This is a genomic window from Halomonas icarae, from assembly GCF_009901955.1.
Taxonomy (GTDB): domain Bacteria; phylum Pseudomonadota; class Gammaproteobacteria; order Pseudomonadales; family Halomonadaceae; genus Halomonas; species Halomonas icarae.
Window position 1 is genome coordinate 3153937 of the sequence record NZ_WUTS01000001.1, and the last position, 24569, is coordinate 3178505.

The following is a 24569-nucleotide window of genomic DNA, read 5'->3' on the forward strand; positions in this document are numbered from 1 at the left end:
CGGTGCCACTGTCGGCAGCAGCAAGCCCGGATGGCAATGCATGAACGATCACGGCATTAGTTACGACTGTAGTACTAGGGGGCGGCGGAATCGGCCTTGTCGATCGCCAGCCGCTCCTCGGCCCTGGCGATCCTCAGACCATGTTTGCGGAGCTTGCGCACCACGCTCGGCTGACTGATGCCCAGGCGCCTGGCGATGGCATAGGTCGAGTCCAGCTCGCCGCACAGCCCCGCCAGGATGTCGCGCTCGGTGCGCGCCAGGGCCGACGCCAGTGACTCGTTCTCTCCCAACGCCGAGGCAGGCTCGGCCGGCACCGGCTGGGGACTCGATTCGGCCAGCTCCACATCGCTCGACTCCGTCATCGGGCGCGGCAGCTCACCCAGCTCCTGATGGCGAATGACATCGCCCTCCGCCGATAGCCAGGCGCGCTCCAGCACATTCTCCAGCTCGCGCACATTGCCGAGCCACTCCCAGCCCATCAGCGACTGCCACACGCTGCGCGCCAGCATCTTGTCGCGCCCGTAGCGCCGATTGAGACGCCCGAGCTGACGCTCGACAAGCCCCGGAATATCCTCGCGACGCTCGCGCAACGGGGGCAGGGTGACCGGGATCACATTCAGGCGGTAGTAGAGGTCGAGCCGAAACAGCCCCTCCTCCACCCGCGCCGAGAGGTCCTGGTTGGTGGCCACCACCAGGCGAAAGTCCACGCGCCTCGGCGCGCTGTCGCCGAGCCGAGTGATGAAGCCATCCTGGATGGTCTTGAGCAGTTTGGTCTGCACCGCCAGGGGCAGCTCGCCGATCTCATCGAGAAACAGGGTGCCGCCCTCGGCCTGTTCGATCAGCCCCACACGCCCACCGGGGGCGGCGCTGGAGAAGGCGCCGGGGCGATAACCGAACATTTCCGACTCGAACAGGCTCTCGGGAATGGCGGCACAGTTGACGTCGATGAAGGGGCCGTCGCAACGCGAGCTCCAGCGGTGAAGCTGGCGGGCGAAGGCGGTCTTGCCCACCCCGGACTCCCCCAGCATCAGCACGGTGGCATCGGTAGGGGCGACCCGCCGCAGCAGCAGGGCCACCTCACGCATCAGCTGGCTCTTCACCTCGAGCTCATCCAGCTCCGCCTCCAGCGCCTCGGCGTCGGTCTCCAGCGCATGCCCCCGGCGGAGATGCTCACTGAAGCGGCGCTGCAGCAGCGCATACTCCTGTTGCAACAGCTGCAGATCGGTCATGTCCATGGAGCGGCTCACCACCGCCACCAGGCGCTCGTCCTCGAACACGGGGTGCGCCTGGGCGATGACCCGCCGCCCGGTACCGGTACGCTGCTCCAGCTGCACCGGCCTGCCCGTTCGGATGACCTCCAGGCTCACCGAGGGCGTCAACACACCGTCGGCCTCCAGCCGCTGGACGCTGGTGGCACAGAGGGCCTCACGGGACATGCCATAGACCGCCGCCGCCCCGGGGCTGACATCCCGGATACGGCCATCGGGCGCGACAATAAAGAAGTGATCGTGGGCGGTGTCGATGATGGTCTTGAGGATCAGGGCGTCATGCTCGAACATCGGTGATTCATTCCTGGATCGCGATCCATTATTGTATCACGCCACTCCGGCCCACCGATCCAGAATTGAATCAATTCTCTCTTACCTCACCTCCTCAGGCCATATCATCGGCCTTGTTTTTTAATCTTTGGTCTAACGAAACCGACATTGGCACGCATCCTGCTTTTCCAGGGGTATCGCACCAGCCTTACCTCGGCCAGGCATATCAATCAGCCTCACAGGAGCCCTGCATGAGCGACTTCAACCAGCCCCTCGGCGGCAACGACATGCCGCGTTTTGGCGGCCCCGCCACCATGATGCGCCTGCCCACCCAGGAGAGTGCTGCCGGCCTCGATGCCGCCTTTATCGGCATCCCGATGGATATCGGCACCTCCAACCGGCCCGGAACCCGCCTGGGGCCGCGACAGATTCGCGATGAGTCGCGCATGTTGCGGCCCTACAACATGGCCACTCGTGCGGCCCCCTTCGACAGCCTGCAGGTGGCGGATATCGGCGACGTGCCGATCAACACCTTCAACCTGCCGAAGAACCTGGACATCATCAGCCGGTTCTACGACGACGTTCTGGCCCATGACTGTGTTCCGCTGACCCTGGGCGGCGACCACACCCTGACCTGGCCGATCCTGCGCGCCATCGCCAGGAAGCATGGCCCGGTCGGCCTGATCCATATCGATGCCCACGCCGACGTCAACGAGCACATGTTCGGTGAGGAGGTCGCCCACGGCTGCCCCTTCCGTCGCGCCCAGGAGGAGGGCCTGCTGGATGCCAACCGCGTGGTGCAGATCGGCCTGCGCGGCACCGGTTACGCCGCCGAGGACTTCGACTGGTGTCGCCAGCAGGGCTTCCGTGTCGTTCAGGCCGAGCAGTGCTGGCACAAGTCGCTGGAGCCGTTGATGGCCGAGGTGCGCGAGCAGATGGGCGACGGCCCGGTGTATATCTCCTTCGACATCGATGGCCTCGACCCCTCCGTCGCACCCGGTACCGGCACCGTGGAGATGGGCGGCCTGACCTCCGCCCAGGGACTGGAGATCGTGCGTGGCGCCCAGGGGCTCAACATCGTCGGTGGTGACCTGGTCGAGGTGGCACCGCCCTACGACCCGAGCGGCAATACCGCCCTGATGGGCGCCACGCTGCTGTACGAAATGCTGTGCGTCCTGCCCGGCGTCAAGCGCCGCGACTGATTTCACCCCGGGGCCAGGGAGAGGCCCCGACAACCGCCTGATGGCGCCCCCAGCGGGCGCCCACCATTACAACAGCAATGAGTAATCGCCCCATGTCCTCCCATCTGCATTCCGCCGACAAGATCACGACCGAAGGGGACAAGCTGAGCACCCACGGCCTGATCAAGTTCCTCGCCCCCTCGTTGATCGGCATCCTGCTGTTCCTGGTGCCCTTCTCGGTGGGTGACACCATCAACATTGGCATGGGCCTGGCCGCCGACTGGCTCAAGGCCACCCTCGGTGACGCCCTGCCCGCCATCGCCACCGTGGTGCTCTGTGTCTCCATCCTGCTGACACTTCTGGTCAAGCTGACACGGCCCGGCTGGGCCCGCCAGGGCGCCATGAAGGAGCTCTTCGACATCTCGCCGCTATGGGTGGTGATGCGTGCCCTCGGTGCTGCGTTCGCGCTGATGACCTACTTCCAGGTCGGCCCGCAGATGATCACCGCCTCCTTCACCGGTGGCGTGATGCTCAACGATCTGGCGCCGGTCCTGCTGACCTTCTTCTTCTTCGCCGCCATTCTGCTGCCCTTCCTGGTCGATTTCGGCTTCATGGAGTTTATCGGCTCCATGGTGCGCACCCCCTTCCGCAGGATCTTCGGTCTACCCGGGCGAAGCGCCATCGATGCGACCGCCTCCTGGATGGGCTCGGGCACCGTCGGCGTGCTGATCACCACCCAGCAGTACGAGCAGGGCTTCTATAACGCCCGCGAGGCCTCGGCCATAGCGACCAACTTCTCCATCGTCTCCATCGCCTTCGCCCTGCTGGTGACCAGCTTTATCGGCATCAACCACCTGTTTGTTCCCTTCTACCTGACCGTGGTGGTGGCCGGCCTGGTGGCTGCCGTGATCGTGCCTCGCCTGCCGCCCCTGTCACGCAAGTCCAACGCCTACTACGAGCCGGTCGGCTGCCAGATCCAGGAGGAGAACACCGGCGACCAGAGCCTGCTGCGCTACAGCCTGGGCATCGCCGTGGCCCGCGCCGAGAAGGCTCCGGGTCCGCTGAAGCTGGTCCGCCTGGCTCTCTTCAACGTCGCCGACATCTTCTTCGGCCTGCTGCCGCTGGTCATCGCCATCGGTACCGTGGCGCTGGTGCTGGCCGAGTTCACCCCGTTGTTCACCTGGCTCTCCATGCCGATGGTGCCGGTACTCGAGTGGATGGGCCTGCCCGAAGCCGAGGCTGCCGCACCGGCCACCCTGGTCGGCTTCGCCGACATGTTCCTGCCGGCGGTGCTGGCCAGCGACATCGAGAGCGAGCTCACCCGCTTCGTTATCGCCTGCCTGTCGCTGACCCAGCTGATCTACATGTCCGAGATCGGCGCCCTGCTGCTGAAGTCCCGCATTCCCCTCAAGCTGTGGGAACTGGTGGTGATCTTCCTGCTGCGTACCGCCATCACGCTGCCCATCATCGTGATCATGGCCCACTGGCTGGTGGGGTAAAGGGCACCCCTACCCCCGAGCCCACCATGCCACTGAGGAGAGAGATATCCATGACCTGCGCCGAACTGCTGATCCGCCTGCTGCGCGACGCCTACGACGTGGACACCGTGTTCGGAATTCCGGGCGTCCATACCATCGAGCTCTACCGCGGCCTAGAAGGCGGCGACGGGCATGAACGCCAGGGCAGCGGCATCCGCCACGTGACGCCACGCCATGAGCAGGGCGCCGGCTTCATGGCGGACGGCTACGCTCGCGCCACCGGCAAGCCCGGCGTCTGCTTCATCATCACCGGCCCCGGGATGACCAATATCGCCACCGCCATGGGCCAGGCCCTGGCGGACTCGATACCGATGCTGGTGATCTCCAGCGTCAATCGCCGTGACACCCTGGGTCGTGGTCAGGGGCGCCTGCACGAGCTGCCGGGGCAGCGCGAGCTGATGGCCGGGGTCTCTCGCTTCAGCCACACCCTGCTCGACCCGGAGGGCCTCGGTGAAGTGCTGGCCCGTGCCTTTGCGGTGTTCGACGGAGCCCGCCCGGGGCCCGTGCATATCGAGATCCCCATCGATCTGTTCGATGCCCCGGTCAGCGCCCCACGCCACCTTCGCCGCAGCGTGCTGAGCAAGGCCGCCCCGGACCCGCACGCCCTCGAGCAGGCCCGGAGCTGGCTTGGCGAGGCCGAGCGCCCCCTGGTGCTGCTGGGGGGTGGCTGCGTCGGCGCTCCTCAGGCGGCCCGCCGTCTGGTCGAGCTGCTCGATGCCCCCACCGTCACCACCATCAACGCCAAGGGGCTGCTCGGCCGCGACCATCCGCTGGATCTGGGCGCCAACGCCTCGCTGCCGGCGGTGCGCCAGCTGGCGCGTGAGGCCGATGTGGTGCTGGCCATCGGCACCGAGATTGGCGAGACCGACTACGATGTGGTGTTCGACGATGGCTTCGAGCTGGACGGCCAGCTGATCCGTATCGACCTGGACCCCGAACAGCTGGCGCGCAATCAGCACGCCGATCTGGCGCTGGTGGCCGACGCCGTCTCGAGCATCGAGGCGCTGGCGACGAGCTGCGAGCAGGCGCTGGCCGGCCGCCCCCTGGCACGGGATGGAAGGAACCGTACCCGCGCCGCCCTCGAGTCCCTGGCACTGGCCGAGGACCCGGCCTTCCGCGCTTATGTTCCGCTGTTCGACACGCTGCGTGAGTGCCTGCCTGAAGCGATCCTGGTGGGTGACTCCTGCGCCACCACCTACGCGGCCAATCATCTGGTGAGCCAGGATGCCCCGCGGCGTTTCTTCAACGCCTCCACCGGCTACGGCACGCTGGGCTACGGCCTGCCCGCCGCCATGGGGGCGAGCCTCGGTCAGCCCGAACTGCCGGTGGTCGCCCTGGTCGGCGACGGCGGCGTGATGTTCACCCTCACCGAGCTGGCCTGCGCGGTGGAGGAGGGCCTGCCAATCATCGTGCTGCTGTGGCACAACCAGGGCTATGAGGAGATCCGCCGTTTCATGGACAATGCCGGGGTCACTCGCCTCGGGGTCGATATTCAGGCGCCGGACTTCCAGACCCTGGCCGCCGGCTTCGGCTGCGCGGCGAGCCGGGTCGGCAATCCCGCGGGCCTGGCACGTGCCCTCGCACACCGTCCCGAGGACGGCCCGATGCTGATCGAGATCGACGCCGCGGCCTGGTCCGAGACCGTTGCCTGACCGCCTCACCCTCCAGCATGGTGCCGAGACAACCGGGAGCCTTTGCATGCAACACCTGATTCAGCAGTTCATCGACAATCAATGGATCGAGAGCCGAGGCCAGCGCCGCCTGTCGGTGATGGACCCCTATCGCCAGACCCGGATCGCCGAGCTCACCGCCGGCGACAGCGCCGATGTGGACGCCGCCGTGCAGGCAGCACGTGCGGCCCTGCCCGTCTGGCAGGCGCTGGGTGGCGTCCGCCGCGGGGCCTACCTCGCGGCCTTTGCCGACGCCCTGGAGGCCCGCCGGGAACGCCTTGTACGGTGCTCGTCGACCAACAACGGCAAGGCGCTGGCCGAGGCCGCCATCGATCTGGATGATGCCATCGCCTGCTACCGCTACTACGCCGGCCAGGCGAAGGCACTGGAGCAGCGACAGGGACGCCGGCTCGAGCACGGCATGGCGGGTATCGAGGCGCGGGTCTTCGAGGACCCCGCCGGGGTGGTCGGTCTGATCACTCCCTGGAACTTCCCGCTGGTCACCAGTGCCTGGAAGATTGCCCCGGCACTGGCCGCCGGCTGTACGGTGGTCTTCAAGCCCTCCGAGGTCACCCCGCTGCCGGAGGTCGTGCTCGCCGAGATCGCCCTGGAGGTCGGCCTGCCCGCCGGGGTGCTGAACCTGCTCAATGGTGACGGCGACGGCATCGGTGCGCCGCTGTCCGCCCATCCGGGTGTGGACAAGCTGTCGTTCACCGGCAGCAACGCGGTGGGCGAGAAGGTCATGCAGGCCGCCGCCAACGGCGTGCGCGGCGTATCGCTGGAGCTCGGTGGCAAGTCACCGATCCTGGTGCTCGATGACGCCGAGGTGGAGAGCGCCGCCGACTGGGTGATGGCCGGCATCTACTTCAACTCCGGGCAGATCTGCTCGGCCACCTCCCGGCTGCTCGTCCACGAGTCGCTGGCGGAGCCGCTCTACCAGGCGCTGGCCGAGCGCATCGATGCGCTGACCCTGGGGGATCCTCTGGTCGAGGGCACCGACATGGGGCCGATGACCAGTGCCCGCCAGCGCGAGGCGGTGGAGCGCTACCTCGAGATCGCCAGGGCCGAAGGGCTGGTGGCGGTCCGCGACGGCCGCCATCGCGACCTGCCCGACCAGGGTGAGTTCGTCGCCCCGACGCTCTATCGCGACGTGCCGACCAGCAGCCGCCTGTGGCGGGAGGAGATCTTCGGGCCGGTGCTGTGTGCCCACAGCGTGACCAGCGAGGCCGAGGCGATCGAGCTGGCCAACGACTCGCCCTTCGGGCTCGCCGCCACGGTCATCTCGGGAGACAACGAGCGTGCCCGCCGGGTAGGACGCGCCCTGCGCGCCGGCAGCATCTGGTTCAACAGCGAGCAGCTGGTGATGCCCGAGGCCAGCTGGGGCGGCTTCGGGATCAGCGGCATCGGTCGAGAGCTGGGGCCCTGGGGGCTGGCCGGTTATCTGGAGGTCAAGCACCTGATCGGCCCCGAGGGCTGACGCCCTCGCCGATACCCTTGTCGATACCTTCGCCGATACCAGCGACGCCCCGGCCCTGCGGTCGGGGCGTTCGCGTCGATGGCCAGCGTGCCCTCCCAACAAGGCGCCGGCATCGGGTCTGGCATCGGCTCTGGCGTCAAGGGCAGCGTCCGAGACTTAAGCCGCGTCGAGCTTTGCTGTAAGATACCGCGCCTTTGTCCAGGTCGCCCCTTCCCTGCGGCCGTGAGCGCACCCTGTTACAGCATCCTCGAGGCATCATGAGCGACTTCACCCCCGGTCAGCGTTGGATCAGCGACGGCGAGGCCGAACTCGGCCTAGGCACCATCCTCAACTGTGACCCGCGCAGCGTGACCGTGCTGTTCGGCGCCAGCCAGGAAACCCGCACCTACAGCAGCCGCCAGGCCCCGCTGACGCGCGTGGCCTTCGGCAGCGGCGACCGCATCCGCGCCGCCGAAGGCTGGACGCTGACCGTCGATGACACCAAGGAGGTCGGCGGCCTGATCGTCTATATCGGCGAGGACGAACAGGGTGAACTCACCGAACTTTCCGAGGCGCGCCTGGCCGACAGCATGCAGTTCGATCAGGCCCGCGACCGCCTGCTCACCGGCCAGGTCAACCGCAACGACTGGTTCGACCTGCGCTTTCGCACCCTGCACCACTACCATCGTGTGGAGCAGAACCCGGCGCTGGGCCTTTCCGGTCCGCGCATCGACCTGATCCCCCACCAGCTCTATATCGCCGATGAGGTGTCGCGCCGTCACGCCCCGCGGGTGCTGCTGGCCGACGAGGTAGGCCTGGGCAAGACCATCGAGGCGGGGCTGATCCTGCACCGCCTGCTGCTCACCGGCCGCGCCGAGCGCGCCCTGATCCTGGTCCCGGACAGCCTGACCCATCAGTGGCTGGTGGAGCTGCTGCGCCGCTTCGCCCTCGAGGTGACCCTGCTCGACGAGCAGCAGAGCCAGGCCCATGGCGACACCAACCCGTTCGAGGCCGGCCAGCTGATCCTGGCCAGCCAGGACTGGCTGTTCGCCAATCCTCACCGTCAGGCTCAGGCCCAGGCCTGCACCTGGGACCTGCTGATCGTCGACGAGGCCCATCATCTCGACTGGAGCGCGGAGCAGGTCGGCACCGGCTACGCCTGCGTGGAACGGCTGGCCGCCGAGAGCGAGGGCCTGCTGCTGCTGACCGCCACCCCGGAGCAGATGGGCATCGAGAGCCACTTCGCCCGCCTGCGCCTGCTCGACCCGGGTCGCTATCACAGCCTGGCGGCCTTCCGTGAGGAGGAGACCCACTATGTGGCGGTGGCCGAGGCGATCGACGCCCTGGAGCGCCTGCCCGGCGGCGACGAGGAGCGCGAGCGGGTCGCCGCGGTGATCGACGAACCCGACAGCCTGGCACTGCTTGCCACCCTGGCCAACCCCGAGGCCGACGCCACCCAACGCGATGCCGCTCGCGACCAGCTCCGCGACCAGCTGCTCGACCGTCACGGCACCGGCCGGGTGATGTTTCGCAACAGCCGGCGCCACGTGGGGGGCTTCCCCGAGCGCCGCCTGCATGTGACGGAGCTTGCCCCCCCGGCCGCCTATCGGCGCGTGCTGCGCAAGCTGGGCCGAGACGAGGAGTACCTCGACGACCTGCTGATCGAGACCGGCCTCGACCACCCCGAGGTGCTGATCTACCTGGACGCCATGTACCGCGCCCTCTCCGACGATCCGCTCAACGGCGAGCCCTGGTGGCAGATCGACCCGCGGGTCAACTGGCTGCTGGAGCGCCTGGCCGATGACGGCGAAGGCGGGCTGGCCGGTGACAAGGTGCTGGTGATAGCCCACGAACGGGAGACCGCCGAGGGCCTGGCCGAGGCCCTGCGCGTGCTGGGTGGCTACCATGCCCCGGTGTTCCACGAAGGGCTCTCGCTGGTGGAGCGCGACCGCGCCGCCGCCGCCTTCGCCGACGAGGAGGAGGGCTGCCAGGTGCTGGTGTGCTCCGAGATCGGCTCCGAGGGTCGCAACTTCCAGTTCTGCCGCCACCTGGTGATGTTCGACCTGCCGCTGCACCCCGACCAGCTGGAGCAGCGCATCGGCCGCCTGGATCGTATCGGCCAGCGCCACGCCATCGAGATTCACGTGCCGGTCTTCGAGGCCAGTCCCGGCGAGAAGCTGCTGCGCTGGTACCGCGACGGCATGGACGCGTTCAGCGCGCCCCACGGCATCGGCAGCGAGATCTTCGACGCCTTCGGCGACCCCCTGGCCGATGCCCTGCTCGACGACGACTCCCTCGAGGAGGTCATCGAGGAGACCCGGGCGCTGTTCGAGAGCCGCCTGGCCGAGCGCGATGCCGGTCGCAACCGCCTGCTGGAGCTCAACGCCTGCCGGCACGAGCGTGCCGAGGCGGTGGCCGCGGCGATCGGCGAGCTGGATGAGGACCGCGCCCTGCGCCGCTATCTGGATCTGGCCCTGGATATCTTCGGCGTCGACAACCAGGACCTGGGTGGCGATATCCAGCACCTGGTGGCCGGCCCGCAGATGCTCGACGGCCTGCCGGGGCTGGCCAAGGGCGAGGAGGGCTTTTCCGCCACCCTATCGCGCTCGCGGGCGCTGGCCCGTGACGATGTCCAGCGACTCTCCTGGGAGCATCCGGTGGTGCGCGAGATGATGGGGCGCATCCTCGACGGCAGCATGGGCAATACCGCGCTGGCGCTGCTCCGGCATCCGTCACTGCCGCCCGGTCGGGTGATGGTGGAGCTGATCTATCGCACCCACTGCCCGGCCCCAAGGAAGCTGCATCTCAACCGCTTCCTGCCGCCCACCGCGGTGCGCGTGCTGCTGGATGAGTCCGGCGCCAACCTGACCGACAAGATCTCCTTCACGGGGCTCTCGAAGAACCTGCAGAAGGTCAAGAAGGCGATGGCTCGAGATCTGATCCGCAGCCGCCTGGAGGTGCTGCGCGAGCTGCTCGACCGAGGCGAGGGGGAAGCGGCTCGCGAGCTGCCCTCCATCGTCGAGGCCGCCCAGGGTCGCATGCGCGAGGAGCTTGACGGAGAGCTGGCGCGGCTGACCGCCCTGGCACGGCGTAACCCGGCGGTTCGCGAGGAAGAGCTGGCCGCGCTACGCGACGAGCGCGCCGCCCTGGACGAGGCCATCGAGGGGGCGCGGCTGCGCCTGGACGCGGTGCGGGTCATCGTGACGGTGGGGGAAGAAACCCGCTAGGCCAGGATGTCGGCCAGGGCCTCCTCCAGCGTCTCGAACCGGAACTCGAAGCCGGCCTCGAGGAGCCGGCCCGGGCGCATATCGGCGCCGGTCAACAGCAGTCGCGCCATCTCGCCGAAGGCGGTCTGAAGCACGATGGCGGGCACCGGGAAGATCGCCGGACGCTTCAGCTGGCCGGCCAGGGCGCGGGTGAACTCGGCGTTGGTGACCGGGTGCGGGGCGCTGCCGTTGAAGGCCCCCTCCAGCTCATCACGTTCGATCAGGAAGAGAATGGCGCGCACCAGATCCTCGCGGTGGATCCAGGGCATGTACTGCCTGCCGCTGCCGAAGCGCCCGCCCAGCCCCAGCCTGAAGGGGGGCAGCATCTTGGCCAGGCTGCCGCCGCCCTGGTCCAGCACCAGGCCGGTACGCAGCAGGGCGACCCGCACTCCAAACGCCTCGGCCTCGAGGGCGGCTTCCTCCCAGCGACGACAGAGACGGTGGGCGAACTCATCGTGGGGTGGGGTCTCCTCGGTCACTTCACGATCGCCCTGGTCGCCGTAATAGCCCATCGCCGACCCCGACACCATGACGCGAGGTACCCGGGTGTCGGTCTGTTGCAGCTGCTCACAGAGCCCCACCAGTTCACGGGTGGCGTTGAGGCGCGAGTCGATCAGCTTCTCCTTCTGGTCGTGACTCCAGCGTTTGGCGGCGATCGGCTCGCCCGCCAGATTGACCAGGACGTCGGGGGGGGCATCGACGAAGTCCAGCGCCGAGCGGCGTATATCCACCGTATCGGGCAGGCGGCCTCGCGCCGACTCGGGATCTCGCGAGACCACCTGCACCCGGTGCCCCGCTTCGGTCAGCCGCTGGCACAGTCGCTGGCCCACGAACCCACTTCCTCCGGTAATCAGCACGCGCATCCGAACCTCCTGATAAGCCGTGATGAGTTATACAGCTGTTGTACACTTCTGCTAGTCTAGCGGAAAACCAGCTTGCGAGGGTGTCATGACCCAGCCCCAGAACCATACCGCCATCATCGGCGCCGGCATCGCCGGCCTGGCCTGCGCCAGGTCGCTCGCCGCCGCCGGCCGGCCGGTGACCCTGTTCGACAAGGGGCGCGGCCCCGGCGGGCGACTGTCGAGCCGCCACCTGCCCCAGGCGACCCTGGACCTCGGCGCCCAGTTCCTCAGCGTGCGCGACGCCACCTTCGCCGCGGCCGTGGAGGAGTGGCTGGAAGCGGGCTGCCTGGCCGAATGGCCCACCTCGCTATGGTCCGCCACCGATGACGGCTGGCAGCGCCATCGAGACGATCTGCGCCGACTGTGCGGCACTCCGTGCATGAGCGCGCTGACTCGTCATCTGGCAACGGGGCTCGAGCTTCACGCCAGGACCCGCATCGAACGCCTCGAACGCGATTCCCGAGAGTGGTGGCTGGTGGACGCCAAAGGCGGGCGTCACGGCCCCTTCACCCAGGTGGTGATCGCCATCCCCTCGGCCCAGGCCAGGGCACTGGTGGCGCCCCACGATACGGCTCTGGCCGCGGCCTGCGCGGCGGTGATCCAGCGCCCCTGCTGGACCGCCTGGGTGCTGTTCGATGCCCCGCTGCCCACGCTGCCCGGCGTCGACGATGACTGGCAGGCGGTGCGCCTGCATGCGCCGGCGCTGCGCTTCGCGGTACGCAACCACCTCAAGTCCGGACGCGGCGACCAGGGCGAGGGCCTTACCCTGCTCGCCAATCTCGAATGGAGCAAGGCACGCCTCGAGGACGGCCCCGAAACCATCGCCGAGGCACTGTTCAACGCCTTCCAGCGCGGCCTGCCCGGTGATATCACCCTGCCCGAGCCCAGTGCCATGGGCGCTCACCGCTGGCGCTACGCACAGCCCGATGTCTTCGCCTCGGGCGAGGCGGTCAACGTCGACTACCGTCTAGCCCGCAACGGCCTGGCGCTGTGCGGCGACGGCTGGCGCGGGCCGCGCATCGAGGACGCCTGGCTCTCCGGCCACCATCTCGGCGATGCCCTGACAGGAGGATCATCCGCAACATGAACGAGCCGATCCAGCACGGCGGCGACACCCCGCTCTATCCGATTCGCGAGGTGTCGAGGCTTACCGGCGTCAATTCCGTGACCCTGCGCGCCTGGGAGCGCCGCTACGCCCTGATCAAGCCGCGTCGCACGCCGAAGGGGCATCGTCTCTATGCCCACGAGGATATCGAACGGATCGAGGAGATTCTGCAGTGGCTTAACCGCGGCGTTCCGGTCAGCCAGGTGCGCGAACTGCTCGATCGCCCCGCGCTCGCCGAACCCGAAGCGCCACTCCCCGACCCCAGCGACTGGAACGCCCAGCGCCGCCGCCTGGTCGACGCCGTGGAGGCCGTGGACCTCGCTCTCCTGGATGGCCTTTACAACCAGGCACTGGCGCTCTACCCGGTGGCCACCTGCGTCAACGAGCTGTGGGCTCCGGCACTTCGGGAGCTGGAGGAGCGCTGGGGTGACGAACGCCTTGGCAACATCCTGCAGCGCCACATGCTGGAGTCCTTCCTGCGATCACGCATCGGCATGCGTCTCTATCACAGCAATGCCCAACACACAGGGCCAACCCTGCTGGCCATGCCCCTGCCCGACGACCCCGGGACCCTGTGGCTGCTGCTCGCCACCCTGCTGGCTGGCGACCGCGGCCTGAACGTGACGCTGATTGATGCTGCGCCCCCCCTGGGTGAACTGCCTTTGGCGGTGGAGCGTCTGGGCGCCAGCGGTGTACTGCTGGCCGGCAGCCACGCCGGGCGCACTGACCTGATTCGTCGCCAGCTGCCGCGCCTGGCAGAACAGCTCGAGGTCCCACTGGGACTGTGCGGCCCGGTGGCACGTATCCGCCAGGCCGAACTCGACGACAGTGGTGTGGCGGCTCTGGGTGACGACCTCATCGAGGCGATCACACGCCTGCAGGCCCTGCTGCCCACCACCTGATGGAGCCGATATGCCCCCGACCCTGATGTGGTTTCGTAGCGACCTGCGTGTCCATGACAACCGTGCCCTGGCCGCCGCCGCACACCGCGGCCCGGTGATCGCCGTCTACCTGCGCGCCCTGCCCCACTGGCAACGCCACGGCCATGGCGCCAACCAGCTCGACTTCCGCGCCCGCGGCGTGGCGGCCCTCGAGACGGCGCTGCGAGGCCTGGGCATCCCGCTGCTGCATCGCGATATCGACGACTTCGACGAGGCCCCGGAATCGCTGCTGACCATCGCCCGCGAGACCGGCGCCGGCAGAGTGCACTTCAATCGCGAGTACCCGGTGGATGAGCTCGCCAGGGACGCCGCGGTGATCGATGTCTTCCAGGCGGCGGGCCTCGAGGCACAAGGCCATCACGATGCCGTGGCCTTCGCCCCGGGAGAGCTGCTCACCGGCAAGGGCGACTACTACGGGGTCTTCACCCCCTTCGCACGGGCCTGGCACCGCCAGCTGAGCGCGGAGCGCCTGGCGCTGGCAGACACCCCGCCCCCCCAGGCATCCATCGGTATCGAGAGCGACCCGCTGCCCGCTCTTCCGACGCTCGCGGACAGCCCCATCGATGGCCGCCAGTGGCCGGCCGGTGAGGAGGCCGCCGCGGATCGCCTGGAGCGCTTCCTGCGCTTCCGTGCTCGCTACTACGCCAACCAGCGCGACTTCCCGGCGATTCGCGGCACCAGCGAGCTTTCACCCTACCTGGCACTGGGCATGATCTCCTGGCGCCAGTGTCTTCAGGCGGTGCTCGCCGAGAATGACGGCAGCCTGGCCGAGGGTGATGCGGGCCTGACCGCCTGGGTCAATGAGCTGGTGTGGCGTGAGTTCTACCGTCATGTGGCGGTGGGCTTTCCTCGTGTATGCCGGCATCGTGCCTTCCAGCGCCATACCGAGGAGCTCGCCTGGCGCGATGATGACGCTGGCTTTCGCGCCTGGTGCGAGGGCCGCACCGGCTACCCCATCGTCGATGCCGCCATGCGCCAGCTGGTCGCCACCGGCTGGATGCACAACCGCCTGCGCATGATCACCGCCATGTTCCTGAGCAAGCACCTGCTGATCGATTGGCGCCGCGGCGAGGCCTTCTTCCTGCGCCACCTGGTGGATGGGGAGTTCTGCGCCAACAACGGCGGCTGGCAGTGGGCCGCCTCCACCGGCACCGATGCAGCACCCTACTTCCGTATCTTCAATCCCACCACCCAGTCCAAGCGCTTCGACCCCGACGGCACCTTCCTGGCCGAGTGGCTGCCGGAGCTGGCCGAGCTGCCTGCCAAGGCACGCCATGCCCCGCCCCGTGACCTGCTCGGCGGCAGCGGCTACCCCTCTCCCATCGTCGACCACAAGGCGGCGCGCCTTCGCGCGCTGGAGGCCTTCAAGGCACTCAAGGCCGACTGAACCAAGGTGTGCCCGATGTCAGCCGACCCTCAGCTGGAGGCCTTCTGCGCCTTCTTTAAAAATCTAGACAAGAGCTATACAAACAGATTGAGCGAGTTCTATACTCAGGACGTCATCTTTCACGACCCGCTTCACCATATCGAGGGTATAGAGTCACTCGAGCGCTACTTCTCTGCCTTGTACAGAAATGTCACCAAATGCCGATTCCGCTTTCACAGTCGGCAGCGCCTGGATCGGGAGGCCTTCGTCACCTGGACCATGCACCTGGTGCACCCCCGTCTGGAGAGCGGCCGCGAGATCACGGTGGAAGGATGCTCCCACCTCGCCTTCGCGGAAGATGACAGCGGACGGATCGCCCGCCATCGCGACTACTTCGATGCCGGTGAACTGCTCTATGAACGGCTCCCCCTGCTGGGCGGTGCCATCCGACTGATCAAGCGCCAGCTCGACGCCTGAGGACAACGGCCCCGGGCATGGCAACCACCCCCGGAGGCCCCATGTCCGACTCCCAGCGCATCTGGATCACCGGCGCCAGCTCGGGTATCGGCAGCGCCCTGGCCGAACGCCTGCTGGCCCGCGGCGATCGCGTGGCACTCAGCGGCCGCAACACGGCTGCCCTCGATCAGCTGGCCGCCGGCCGCGCCAACGCCCTGGTACTGCCGCTGGATGTGACCGACCGCGGGGCGGTACGCGACGCCAGTCGGCAACTGGCGGCCACCCTGGGCGGCCTCGACCTGGTGATTCTCAATGCCGGCACCTGCGAATATCTCGATGCCCGACACTTCGACGTCGACCTGGTGGAGCGAGTCTTCGCCGCCAACTTCCACGGCGCCCTCCACTGCATCGATGCCGCCCTGCCACTGCTGCGCCGCGCCCGCATCGAGGGCGGGAATCCGCTGCTCGCCGCCACGTCGAGTGCCGCGGCCTACCTGCCCCTGCCCCGGGCCGAGGCCTACGGCGCCTCCAAGGCCGCGCTGAGTCACTTCCTGGAGTCGCTGCGTCTGGACCTGGCCGACGAAAGGATCGACGTCAGCCTTATCCACCCTGGTTTCGTGCGCACGTCACTCACCGACCGCAATGACTTCCCGATGCCCATGCGGGTGGAGGTCGACCAGGCCGCCGAAGCGATCCTCGAGGGTATCGCTCGCCGTCGCCTGGACATTCACTTCCCACGCCGCTTTACCCTGCTCGTCAAACTGATGGGCATACTGCCGGCGCCCCTGCGCTATCGCCTGGGGCGACGCATGACTCGCGCCGAGGCCGTCAAGGAGAACGCCCGATGAATGCTCGACTTCCCCATCCCACGGTCAGGCGGCGCATCGCCGTGATCGGCAGCGGCATCGCCGGCATGGCCGCCGCCTGGTACCTGTCGGGCCGCCACGAGGTAACGCTCTTCGAGGCCGATGCACGCCTGGGCGGCCATACCGCCACCGTGGATGTGGAGCTCGAGGGCCGCCATTACGCCATCGACACCGGTTTCATCGTCTTCAACGACTGGACCTATCCGCACTTCCAACGCCTGATGCAGCGCCTCGGCATATTGTCCCAGCCCACCGAGATGAGCTTTTCGGTGCATGAGACGACCCGCGACTTCGAGTATAACGGCCACACCCTGGCCAGCCTGTTCGCTCAGCGGCGCAACCTGCTGCGCCCCAGTTTCTACGGTCTGCTGCGCGAGATCCTGCGCTTCAACCACGAGGCGATCCGGGCCATGGATGAGGGCGCACTCGATCCCGCTCTGACTCTGGGCACATGGCTGGAGGCGCACGGTTTCGGTGCCGCCTTCCAGAAACGCTACCTGCTGCCCATGGGTGCGGCGATCTGGTCGGCCAGCCTGAATGATCTGCGCGATTTTCCGCTGCAATTCTTCGTGCGCTTCTTTCGCCACCACGGCCTGCTCTCGATCAACCACAGACCGCAGTGGTACACCCTGGTCGGCGGATCGCGCAGTTATATTCCGCTGCTCACCGCGCCCTACGCCAACCGCATCCGCCTGTCGACACCGGTGCGCGGTATCCACCGACAGGCCGACGGCGTGGTGGTGCGCAGCGCCCTCGGCGTCGAACACTTCGACGAGGTGGTGATGGCCTGCCACGCCGACCAGGCCCTGGCGCTGCTGGAGGATCCTAGCCCCGCCGAGCGTGAGATCCTTGGCGCCCTGACCTACCAGGACAACGAGGTGGTGCTGCATACCGACACCCGCCTGCTGCCCCGCCGCCGCCGCGCCTGGGCGAGCTGGAACTATCGACTGGATGGTCGCGACGAGACGGCACGCGTCTCGGTGACCTATGACATGAATATCCTGCAGCGCCTGGCGGCACCGCATACCTTCTGCGTCACCCTCAACGACAGCGAGGCGATCGCGCCGGAGAAGGTGCTGGGCCGATTCACCTATGCCCACCCACAGTTCACCCTGGCCGGCGAAGCGGCCAAGACCCGCCATGACGAGATCTCCGGCACCGCCTTCCATACCCACTACTGTGGCGCCTACTGGCGCAACGGCTTCCACGAGGACGGCGTCTGGAGCGCCCTGCGCGTGGCCCACACCCTGGGCGGTGACGAGATGGGGCCCGAGGGTGTCACCAATCTGCTCGCCCCGGTGGTCGAGGGGGCCGTGAGCGCATGATCGCCACGCCCCGCTCTCGCATCTATCGCGGCGAGCTGCGTCATCGGCGCTTCCTGCCGCGCGACCACGCCTTCACCTACAGGGTGTGGATGGCCTGGCTCGATCTCGACGAGTTGCCTGAGCTGTTCGACGGTGTGCCCGGCTTCAGCGCCCGGCGCCCCGCGTTGGCTTGCTTCCGCCGCCATGACTATCTTGCCCCCCACGACCGCCCCCTTGAACAGGTGGTACGCGAGGAGATCGCGCACCAGCTGGGCGACGCCCCCGATGGTCGCATCTGCCTGCTCACCCAGCTGCACACCCTGGGAGTAGGCTTCAACCCCATCTCGCTCTACTACGCCTTCGATGCCCGCGGCGAGCTGCGCGCCGTGCTGGGTGAGGTGAGCAACATCCCCTGGGGCGAGCGTACCCGCTACGCCTGTGCCGTGGACCCGAGCCGGCACACCCACAGGGCCGAGTTCACCAAGGCGATGCACGTCTCGCCCTTCAACCCCATGGACATGACCTATCGTTGGCGTTTCAACACCCCCGGCGAGCGGCTATTGATGCATATGGAGAACTGGCGCGAGGGAGCACGCCACTTCGACGCCACCCTGACCCTGGAGGGTCGCCCGGCGACCCGCCGTGTGCTGCTCGGCAGCCTGGCGTACCAGCCGTGGATGGGCGCCAAGACCCTGGCCGGCATCCACTTCGAGGCACTGCGCCTATGGGCCAAGCGCGTGCCAGTCCATGACCACCCCGGCCCCGGTGCCGACCGTTCGTAGAGGAGAGACCGACGTGAACACGCTGCGCTCCGCCAACACCACTCGTCCCCTGACGGACGATGCCGACCGCCTGACACGCTGGCTACGACCGCGTCTGCTGGCCCAACTGGACCGCCTTGAGGGTGGCCAGATCACACTGATCGAAGGACATCGTCGCCACTATCTGGGCCAGGGCGGGCCACTTGTCGCCAACCTGGTGGTGCGCGACAGCCGGGCCTGGAGGCGCCTGGCGCTGGGCGGCACCGTGGGGGCAGCGGAGGCCTACATGGATGGCGACTGGGATACCGATGACCTGGTCACGCTGGTACGCCTGTGCGCCGCCAACCTGGAGCGGGTCAACGGCGAGATCGAGAACGGCCCCGCCCGCCTGGGCCGCTGGCTACTGACCGCCCTGTACCGCCTGCAGCGCAACAGCCTGTCCGGTTCACGACGCAACATCTCGGCCCACTACGATATCGGCAACGAGCTGTTTGCCACCTTCCTCGATCGACAGCATCGCATGTACTCCAGCGCCGTTTTCCCTCATCCCGAGGCTCGCCTGGAGGAAGCCTCCACCTATAAGCTGGATCTCATGCTGGAGCGGCTGGATGTGCGCCCCGACCACCACCTGCTCGAGATCGGTACCGGCTGGGGCGGACTCGCCATCCATGCGGCCAGGACCCGCGGCTGCCGAGTCACCACCACCACCATCTCCGAGGAGCAGTACGCCTACACCGCACGACGCATCGCCGACGAAGGGCTGGAGGACCGCATCACCCTGCTCAAGCAGGACTACCGCGAGCTCGAGGGCCAGTACGACCGGCTGATCTCGGTGGAGATGATCGAGGCGGTGGGCCATCAGTATCTGGAGATCTACCTGGCCACCCTGGACCGGCTGCTCACCGACGACGGCCTGGCGATGCTGCAGGCGATCACCATCCGCGACCAGCGTTTCGAGGCTGCCAAGCGCGAGATGGACTTCATCAAGCGCCATATCTTTCCCGGCGGCTTCCTGCCCTCTCACCACGCCATCCTGCAAGGGGTGACGCGAAGCACCTCGCTCAATGTACTGGCCCTGAACGAGATAGGTCCGCACTATGCGCGCACCCTGCGTGAATGGCGCCAGCGCTTCGAGGCCAGCCTGGAGACCGTACGTAACCTGGGCTACGACGAACGCTTCATTCGCATGTGGCGCTACTATCTGTGCTACTGCGAAGGGGGCTTCCTCGAGCGCACCATCGGCACCTGCCACCTGCTGCTGGCCAAGCCCGGCGCCCGCCCGACCCCACTCACCGGCATCCTGGCCGATGCCTGAGCCGGCACTGGACCGGCGACGCTCGACACCCCGCCTGCTGGCCAACCTGCTGGCTTTCGAGGCGGGCTGGCTGGCCTGCGTGCTGGGCGGCAGCCTGTCGGGCGGGACTATGGCCATTGTGATTCTCATCGCCCATCTACGCTGGCAGGCCTGGCCCGGGGAGTGGCGCTGGCTGCTCGGCTTTATCCTGCTCGGCCTGGCCGTCGATGGTGGCCTGACCCGGGCCGGCGGCTTCGACTTCAGCGATGCGCCCCTGATCCTTGACCTGCTGCCGGCCTGGCTATGGCTGCTGTGGCCACTGTTCGCCACCCTGCTGCACCACTCCCTGGCCTGGCTGTGGACACGACCGTGGCTCGCCACTCTGTGCGGAGCCGTCGGCGGTCCGCTCTCCTACTACGCCGGCGCCAAACTCGCCAATGTATCTCTCGCCCCATGGTTACTTCCCACTCAGGCTCTGATCTGGGCCGGCCTCTGTCTGTGGCTATGTCGGCGACTGGGCCATCACCCCACCTTCCGACACTGAAATGTGAAGGCGAGGACAACGTGCATTCACCTTGCACGGGCAGTAGACTACGCCTCTAATAACATTCGACTCTCGGAATGACTCTGTGACCAAGCAACACTCCTTCAACCGCGATGAACTGCTGGCCTGCTCACGAGGCGAGCTGTTCGGCCCCGGCAACGCCCAGCTGCCGGCCCCCAACATGCTGATGCTCGATCGTATCATCTCGATCACCGAGGATGGCGGCGAGCATGGCAAGGGTGAACTGATCGCCGAACTCGATATCCATCCCGACCTGTGGTTCTTCGACTGCCACTTCCCCGGTGATCCGGTCATGCCTGGCTGCCTGGGCCTGGATGCCATGTGGCAGCTGGTAGGCTTCTACCTGGGCTGGCTCGGCCACCCCGGCCGTGGACGCGCCCTGGGCTGCGGAGAGGTGAAGTTTACTGGCCAGATCCTGCCCGATGCCCAGAGGGTCACCTACCGTATCAATATCAAGCGCATCATCACCCGGCGCTTGATTCTCGGCATGGCCGACGGCACCGTTTCCGTCGACGGCCGCGATATCTATCAGGCCAACGACCTGCGCGTCGGCCTGTTCACCTCCACCGCGAACTTCTGACCAGGAGGCTTCCATGCGACGAGTGGTAGTCACCGGCCTGGGCATCGTCTCCTGCCTGGGCAACGACCAACAGCAGGTTCTGGAGGCGCTCAAGGAAGGGCGCTCCGGTATTCGTTTCAAGGAGGAGTACGCCGAGCGCGGATTCCGTAGTCATGTGGCCGGCGTGGTCGATATCGACCTCGACGCCCTGATCGACCGCAAGCAGCGTCGTTTCATGGGCGATGCCGCCGCCTACGCCTATGTCAGCATGGCCCAGGCCATCGAGGACGCAGGCCTGACGCCGGAGCAGGTATCCAATGAACGTACCGGCCTGATCGCCGGCTCCGGTGGCGCCTCCAGCGCCAACCAGGTGGAGGCCGCCGACGTCATGCGCGAGAAGGGCCTGCGCCGCGTGGGGCCCTACCGGGTCACCCGCACCATGGGCAGTACCGTCTCGGCCTGCCTGGCGACGCCGTTCAAGATCAAGGGCATCAACTACTCCATCTCCTCTGCCTGCGCCACCTCCGTGCACTGCATCGGCAACGCCGTGGAGCAGATCCAGATGGGCAAGCAGGATGTGGTCTTTGCCGGCGGCGGCGAGGAGGAGCACTGGACCCTCTCCTGCCTGTTCGACGCCATGGGTGCCCTCTCCACCCAGTACAACGATACGCCGGACAAGGCATCACGCCCTTATGACCAGGCCCGCGACGGCTTCGTCATCGCCGGCGGTGGCGGCATGCTGGTACTCGAGGAGCTCGAGCATGCGCGCGCTCGGGGCGCCAAGATCTATGCCGAGGTCACCGGCTACGGCGCCAACTCCGATGGTCACGACATGGTCGCCCCCTCCGGCGAGGGAGCCGTGCGCTGCATGCGTCAGGCCATGGCCACCGTCGACGGCAAGATCGACTACATCAACACCCATGGCACCTCGACGCCGGTAGGCGATATTTCCGAGCTACGGGCGATCCGTGAGGTGTTCGGCGATGCGACCCCGGCGATCAGCTCCACCAAGTCGCTGACCGGACACTCCCTGGGGGCCACCGGCGTGCAGGAGGCGATCTACTCGTTGCTGATGATGGAGAACGACTTCATCGCCGCCTCGGCCAATATCGAGACCCTCGACGAGCAGGCCGAAGGCGTCGATATCGTGACCCAGCGTCGTGACGGGGTGAAGGTCGAGCGCGTGCTCTCCAACAGCTTCGGCTTCGGCGGTACCAACGCCTGCCTGGTGCTGGAGACCTTCCGCGACTGATGACACTTGGCCGCGTACCGCAACACAAGACGGCGCCCTCAGGGGCGCCGTCTTGCGTTCGTCACTCGCGATAGTGGCATCACGCTCGTAGGGCTTATCGCCAGATCAGCCCGGACAGCCAGGCTATCTGTCGCCTCGGGCGTCACACGGCAGAGGCTGCACTATCGGTCACTGGCCTCGGTACCTCGGAGATCTCTTCGAGAGTCGCTTCGATCCACGCCTCGACCTCGAGCAGGACCTCCTCCGGGCTACGCCCCTCGGTGGCGATGGGAGCCCCCACCACCAGCGACAGCCGGCCCGGGTTCTTTACCCAGTGGCGCCCTGGCCAACGCTCGCCGGCATTGTGGGCCACCGGCACCACCGGCACCCCGGCACGACAGGCAATCACCGCCCCACTCTTGTTGTAGCGCTTGCGGCTGCCCGGAGCGACCCGGGTACCCTCGGGAAAGATCAACACCGACAGCCCCTCTCCCAGGCGCTGCTTGCCCTGGGTGAGCACTTGCTTGATGGCCCGAGAGGGACGAGAGCGATCCAGGGCGATGGGGTGCAACAGGCGCAGCCCCCAGCCGAAGATCGGCAGATTCAGCAGCTCCTTCTTGAGCACCGTGCACACAGGCGGATGCAGTAGCTGCAGATAGACGGTCTCCCACTCGGACTGATGATTGGCAAGGATCACACAGGGGCCATCGGGCACGTTCTCATGGCCTCGAAAGTCGTAGCGCACCCCGACAACCAGCCGGAACCAACTGATGATGAAGTGGTTGTAGAGGTTGAGCAGGCGATAGCGAGAGCCGAGCGGCAGGAAGGGCGCCGGCGGCAGAAACAGCACGCCACACACCAGCATGGCGATGAAGTAGCCCAGGTAGAAGATCAGGCTGCGCAACACGTTCACGATGCGCTCTCCTCCTTGCTGCACGACGGCGCATTGGCCAGACACCAGGCATCAAGCATATTGCTCAGCTCCAGGCGCCAGGGTTTCTGATGCACACCGAAGACCTCCAGCACGCGCCGACAGTTGAGCACACGGCGCAGCGGGTGGTCGTGATGATGATGCAGGGCGCGCAGAGGTCCCAGCTCTCGCTGCTCACCGCGCCCCTCGAGGCGGGTGGCGAGCTGGGTGCGCACCACCGAGACAAAGGTGTAGACGCTGACCGGCTCGGTGCCCGCCAGGTGATAGCTACCCCAGGCCCCCGCACCACACTGCTGCTGCTGTAACATGCCGACCAGCGCCATGGCCACCGCATCCGCCGAGGTGGGGCAGCAGGTCACATCGACCTCGCCACGCACCTCACCGGCCACAATCAGCGTATCGATCAATTCATTGAGCCAGGCGTGGCTGCCCTCCAGCGCGAACAGTGGCCCCAACCGCACGATCAGGTGGTGAGGGTGCTCGGCGCGGATGCGATCGCCGGTAACGACCAGACGTCGCAGGCTCTCGTCTCGCGGGCGCGGAATGACATGTTCGTCGATGGGCTCGGCGAAGCCATCCTCGTAGAGCTGGTCGGAGACACACCACACCAGCGGAATATCCGTTTCACGACACAGCTCCATGCAGCGCTCCACCGCCTCGGCATGGGCCGTCACCTCCGCCGGCGCGGCGATGATCGGGCGCGACAGCGGCGGAATCACCAGGGCGTCCGGTGCCACCTCCGCCAGCCAGTCCGGGTCCAGCGCCAGGCTCTCCTCGATGACCAGCTCGGTATCCGAGCGACGATTGGCCTCCCGAGCCAGGGCCAGGCTCAGGCAGTGGCCGGCATCCAATACCAGCAGCTTCACTCGTGCACCTCTCTCGACATGGCGTCAGCGGATCGACGTATCAGAACGGGATCTCGTCATCGAAGTCGTCGAAGCTGCCCGGATCGGGAGCCCCGAAGTTGCTACCCTGCTGCTGACCGCCAGCCGGCTGGCCACCCTGGGCGGGACGCTGGGGAGGCTGCTGCGGGGGACGCTGGGGTGCTCCACCGCCGAAGCCTCCGCCCTGCTGGGGAGCACCACCCTGCGGCGGCTGGCTGCCATAGCCGCCCTGCTGGGGTTGTCCGCCATAGCCACCCTGCTGCTGGGCACCGCCGAAGCCGCCCCCCTGGAAGTCTCCACCACCGGCGCGGCCGTCGAGCATCTGCATGTCGTTGACCACGATCTCGGTGGTATAGCGATCCTGGCCATCCTGGCCCTGCCACTTGCGGGTCTGCAGGCGTCCCTCGACATAGATCTTGCTGCCTTTCTTGAGGTACTGCTGGGCGATCTCGGCGGTCTTGTTGAACATCACCAGACGGTGCCACTCGGTACGCTCCTGACGCTGGCCGCTCTGGCGATCCATCCAGGTATCGGTGGTCGCCAGGTTGACATTGGCAACGGCGGTACCGGAAGGGGTAAAACGAACCTCGGGGTCCTGCCCCAGATTGCCGATGAGGATGACCTTGTTGATGCCACGGGCCATGAGGGACTCCTTGTTTAAAAAAAGTTTTCAGAAAAGTTTTCGGGAAAGTTGTCAGAAAGAGATACAGGAAAGAGATGCCATCAATGCACGGTTTCGCGGGCCGGGGTCGCCA

21 protein-coding genes are annotated in these 24569 nt (G+C 67.1%); 16 read left to right on the forward strand and 5 right to left on the reverse strand.

The window, feature by feature from the left end:
* Positions 1–74: 74 nt before the first annotated feature.
* Positions 75–1559: a sigma-54 interaction domain-containing protein gene (locus GRB80_RS14500; RefSeq protein WP_161424034.1), complete on the reverse strand. Its 1485-nt coding sequence runs from the start codon at positions 1557–1559 to the stop codon at positions 75–77.
* Positions 1560–1789: 230 nt separating this feature from the next.
* On the opposite strand from GRB80_RS14500, the gene speB reads away from it, so the two are divergent.
* The 5 genes from speB to rapA all read left to right on the forward strand — a co-directional run bounded on the left by speB (position 1790) and on the right by rapA (position 10610).
* Positions 1790–2740 carry an agmatinase gene (speB, locus tag GRB80_RS14505; protein WP_161424035.1) on the forward strand — a complete coding sequence of 317 codons (951 nt, stop codon included), beginning with the start codon at positions 1790–1792 and terminating at the stop codon, positions 2738–2740.
* 92 nt (positions 2741–2832) lie between these two features.
* Positions 2833–4218, forward strand: a complete 1386-nt coding sequence (locus GRB80_RS14510; protein ID WP_161424036.1) for a YjiH family protein — start codon at positions 2833–2835, stop codon at positions 4216–4218.
* A gap of 50 nt (positions 4219–4268) precedes the next feature.
* Positions 4269–5909, forward strand: coding sequence for a 5-guanidino-2-oxopentanoate decarboxylase (locus GRB80_RS14515; RefSeq protein WP_161424037.1), 1641 nt, complete (start codon positions 4269–4271; stop codon positions 5907–5909).
* A 46-nt stretch (positions 5910–5955) separates the two neighbouring features.
* A complete protein-coding gene (locus GRB80_RS14520; RefSeq protein WP_161424038.1) occupies positions 5956–7404 on the forward strand; it encodes an aldehyde dehydrogenase family protein in 1449 nt (482 codons plus the stop codon).
* Between the two features lie 257 nt (positions 7405–7661).
* Positions 7662–10610: an RNA polymerase-associated protein RapA gene (gene rapA / locus GRB80_RS14525; protein WP_132044155.1), complete on the forward strand. Its 2949-nt coding sequence runs from the start codon at positions 7662–7664 to the stop codon at positions 10608–10610.
* Here the strand turns inward: rapA and GRB80_RS14530 are convergent.
* Entirely contained in the window at positions 10607–11512 is a 906-nt protein-coding gene (locus tag GRB80_RS14530; protein WP_161424039.1) for a TIGR01777 family oxidoreductase, read from the reverse strand. The genes rapA and GRB80_RS14530 overlap by 4 nt on opposite strands.
* Before the next feature lie 85 nt (positions 11513–11597).
* On the opposite strand from GRB80_RS14530, the gene GRB80_RS14535 reads away from it, so the two are divergent.
* From GRB80_RS14535 to fabB, 11 genes are all read left to right on the forward strand, one after another.
* Complete coding sequence (locus GRB80_RS14535; RefSeq protein ID WP_161424040.1) at positions 11598–12638, forward strand: NAD(P)/FAD-dependent oxidoreductase; 1041 nt, start codon at positions 11598–11600, stop codon at positions 12636–12638.
* The gene (locus tag GRB80_RS14540) at positions 12635–13558 is read left to right on the forward strand and encodes a MerR family transcriptional regulator (RefSeq protein WP_132044149.1); all 924 of its coding nucleotides are present in this window, start codon (positions 12635–12637) and stop codon (positions 13556–13558) included. The genes GRB80_RS14535 and GRB80_RS14540 overlap by 4 nt, the downstream gene beginning before the upstream one ends.
* Positions 13559–13568: 10 nt before the next feature.
* Positions 13569–14984, forward strand: coding sequence for a deoxyribodipyrimidine photo-lyase (phrB, locus tag GRB80_RS14545; protein ID WP_161424041.1), 1416 nt, complete (start codon positions 13569–13571; stop codon positions 14982–14984).
* Positions 14985–14999: 15 nt separating this feature from the next.
* Complete coding sequence (locus tag GRB80_RS14550) at positions 15000–15440, forward strand: nuclear transport factor 2 family protein (protein ID WP_161424042.1); 441 nt, start codon at positions 15000–15002, stop codon at positions 15438–15440.
* A gap of 41 nt (positions 15441–15481) precedes the next feature.
* Positions 15482–16267 carry an SDR family NAD(P)-dependent oxidoreductase gene (locus tag GRB80_RS14555; protein ID WP_237562003.1) on the forward strand — a complete coding sequence of 262 codons (786 nt, stop codon included), beginning with the start codon at positions 15482–15484 and terminating at the stop codon, positions 16265–16267.
* A complete protein-coding gene (locus GRB80_RS14560; RefSeq protein WP_161424044.1) occupies positions 16264–17610 on the forward strand; it encodes an NAD(P)/FAD-dependent oxidoreductase in 1347 nt (448 codons plus the stop codon). Before GRB80_RS14555 ends, GRB80_RS14560 begins: the two co-directional genes overlap by 4 nt.
* Positions 17607–18371, forward strand: coding sequence for a DUF1365 domain-containing protein (locus tag GRB80_RS14565; RefSeq protein ID WP_161424045.1), 765 nt, complete (start codon positions 17607–17609; stop codon positions 18369–18371). Before GRB80_RS14560 ends, GRB80_RS14565 begins: the two co-directional genes overlap by 4 nt.
* 13 nt (positions 18372–18384) lie before the next feature.
* Positions 18385–19665, forward strand: a complete 1281-nt coding sequence (locus GRB80_RS14570; protein ID WP_309663601.1) for a class I SAM-dependent methyltransferase — start codon at positions 18385–18387, stop codon at positions 19663–19665.
* Positions 19658–20188, forward strand: a complete 531-nt coding sequence (locus tag GRB80_RS14575) for a DUF2878 domain-containing protein (RefSeq protein ID WP_161424047.1) — start codon at positions 19658–19660, stop codon at positions 20186–20188. Before GRB80_RS14570 ends, GRB80_RS14575 begins: the two co-directional genes overlap by 8 nt.
* A gap of 85 nt (positions 20189–20273) precedes the next feature.
* Entirely contained in the window at positions 20274–20789 is a 516-nt protein-coding gene (fabA, locus tag GRB80_RS14580) for a 3-hydroxyacyl-[acyl-carrier-protein] dehydratase FabA (protein WP_132044135.1), read from the forward strand.
* Positions 20790–20802: 13 nt separating this feature from the next.
* Entirely contained in the window at positions 20803–22020 is a 1218-nt protein-coding gene (fabB, locus tag GRB80_RS14585; protein ID WP_161424048.1) for a beta-ketoacyl-ACP synthase I, read from the forward strand.
* Between the two features lie 142 nt (positions 22021–22162).
* Here the strand turns inward: fabB and GRB80_RS14590 are convergent, their stop codons facing one another.
* The 3 genes from GRB80_RS14590 to ssb are packed head-to-tail and all read right to left on the reverse strand — an operon-like array spanning position 22163 to position 24457.
* Positions 22163–22912, reverse strand: coding sequence for a lysophospholipid acyltransferase family protein (locus GRB80_RS14590; RefSeq protein WP_205741926.1), 750 nt, complete (start codon positions 22910–22912; stop codon positions 22163–22165).
* Positions 22909–23796 carry a sugar nucleotide-binding protein gene (locus GRB80_RS14595; RefSeq protein ID WP_161424049.1) on the reverse strand — a complete coding sequence of 296 codons (888 nt, stop codon included), beginning with the start codon at positions 23794–23796 and terminating at the stop codon, positions 22909–22911. The genes GRB80_RS14590 and GRB80_RS14595 overlap by 4 nt, the downstream gene beginning before the upstream one ends.
* 40 nt (positions 23797–23836) lie before the next feature.
* The gene (gene ssb, locus GRB80_RS14600; protein ID WP_161424050.1) at positions 23837–24457 is read right to left on the reverse strand and encodes a single-stranded DNA-binding protein; all 621 of its coding nucleotides are present in this window, start codon (positions 24455–24457) and stop codon (positions 23837–23839) included.
* Positions 24458–24569 lie beyond the last annotated feature (112 nt).

Coding starts and splice junctions, on each gene's coding strand:
- phrB (WP_161424041.1), top strand. CDS start 13,569: ATGCCCCCGACCCTGATGTGGTTTCGTAGCGACCTGCGTGTCCATGAC.
- GRB80_RS14535 (WP_161424040.1), top strand. CDS start 11,598: ATGACCCAGCCCCAGAACCATACCGCCATCATCGGCGCCGGCATCGCC.
- GRB80_RS14520 (WP_161424038.1), top strand. CDS start 5,956: ATGCAACACCTGATTCAGCAGTTCATCGACAATCAATGGATCGAGAGC.
- GRB80_RS14550 (WP_161424042.1), top strand. CDS start 15,000: ATGTCAGCCGACCCTCAGCTGGAGGCCTTCTGCGCCTTCTTTAAAAAT.
- speB (WP_161424035.1), top strand. CDS start 1,790: ATGAGCGACTTCAACCAGCCCCTCGGCGGCAACGACATGCCGCGTTTT.
- ssb (WP_161424050.1), bottom strand. CDS start 24,457: ATGGCCCGTGGCATCAACAAGGTCATCCTCATCGGCAATCTGGGGCAG.
- GRB80_RS14560 (WP_161424044.1), top strand. CDS start 16,264: ATGAATGCTCGACTTCCCCATCCCACGGTCAGGCGGCGCATCGCCGTG.
- GRB80_RS14515 (WP_161424037.1), top strand. CDS start 4,269: ATGACCTGCGCCGAACTGCTGATCCGCCTGCTGCGCGACGCCTACGAC.
- GRB80_RS14555 (WP_237562003.1), top strand. CDS start 15,482: ATGTCCGACTCCCAGCGCATCTGGATCACCGGCGCCAGCTCGGGTATC.
- GRB80_RS14565 (WP_161424045.1), top strand. CDS start 17,607: ATGATCGCCACGCCCCGCTCTCGCATCTATCGCGGCGAGCTGCGTCAT.
- rapA (WP_132044155.1), top strand. CDS start 7,662: ATGAGCGACTTCACCCCCGGTCAGCGTTGGATCAGCGACGGCGAGGCC.
- GRB80_RS14530 (WP_161424039.1), bottom strand. CDS start 11,512: ATGCGCGTGCTGATTACCGGAGGAAGTGGGTTCGTGGGCCAGCGACTG.
- GRB80_RS14540 (WP_132044149.1), top strand. CDS start 12,635: ATGAACGAGCCGATCCAGCACGGCGGCGACACCCCGCTCTATCCGATT.
- fabB (WP_161424048.1), top strand. CDS start 20,803: ATGCGACGAGTGGTAGTCACCGGCCTGGGCATCGTCTCCTGCCTGGGC.
- GRB80_RS14510 (WP_161424036.1), top strand. CDS start 2,833: ATGTCCTCCCATCTGCATTCCGCCGACAAGATCACGACCGAAGGGGAC.
- GRB80_RS14500 (WP_161424034.1), bottom strand. CDS start 1,559: ATGTTCGAGCATGACGCCCTGATCCTCAAGACCATCATCGACACCGCC.
- GRB80_RS14575 (WP_161424047.1), top strand. CDS start 19,658: ATGCCTGAGCCGGCACTGGACCGGCGACGCTCGACACCCCGCCTGCTG.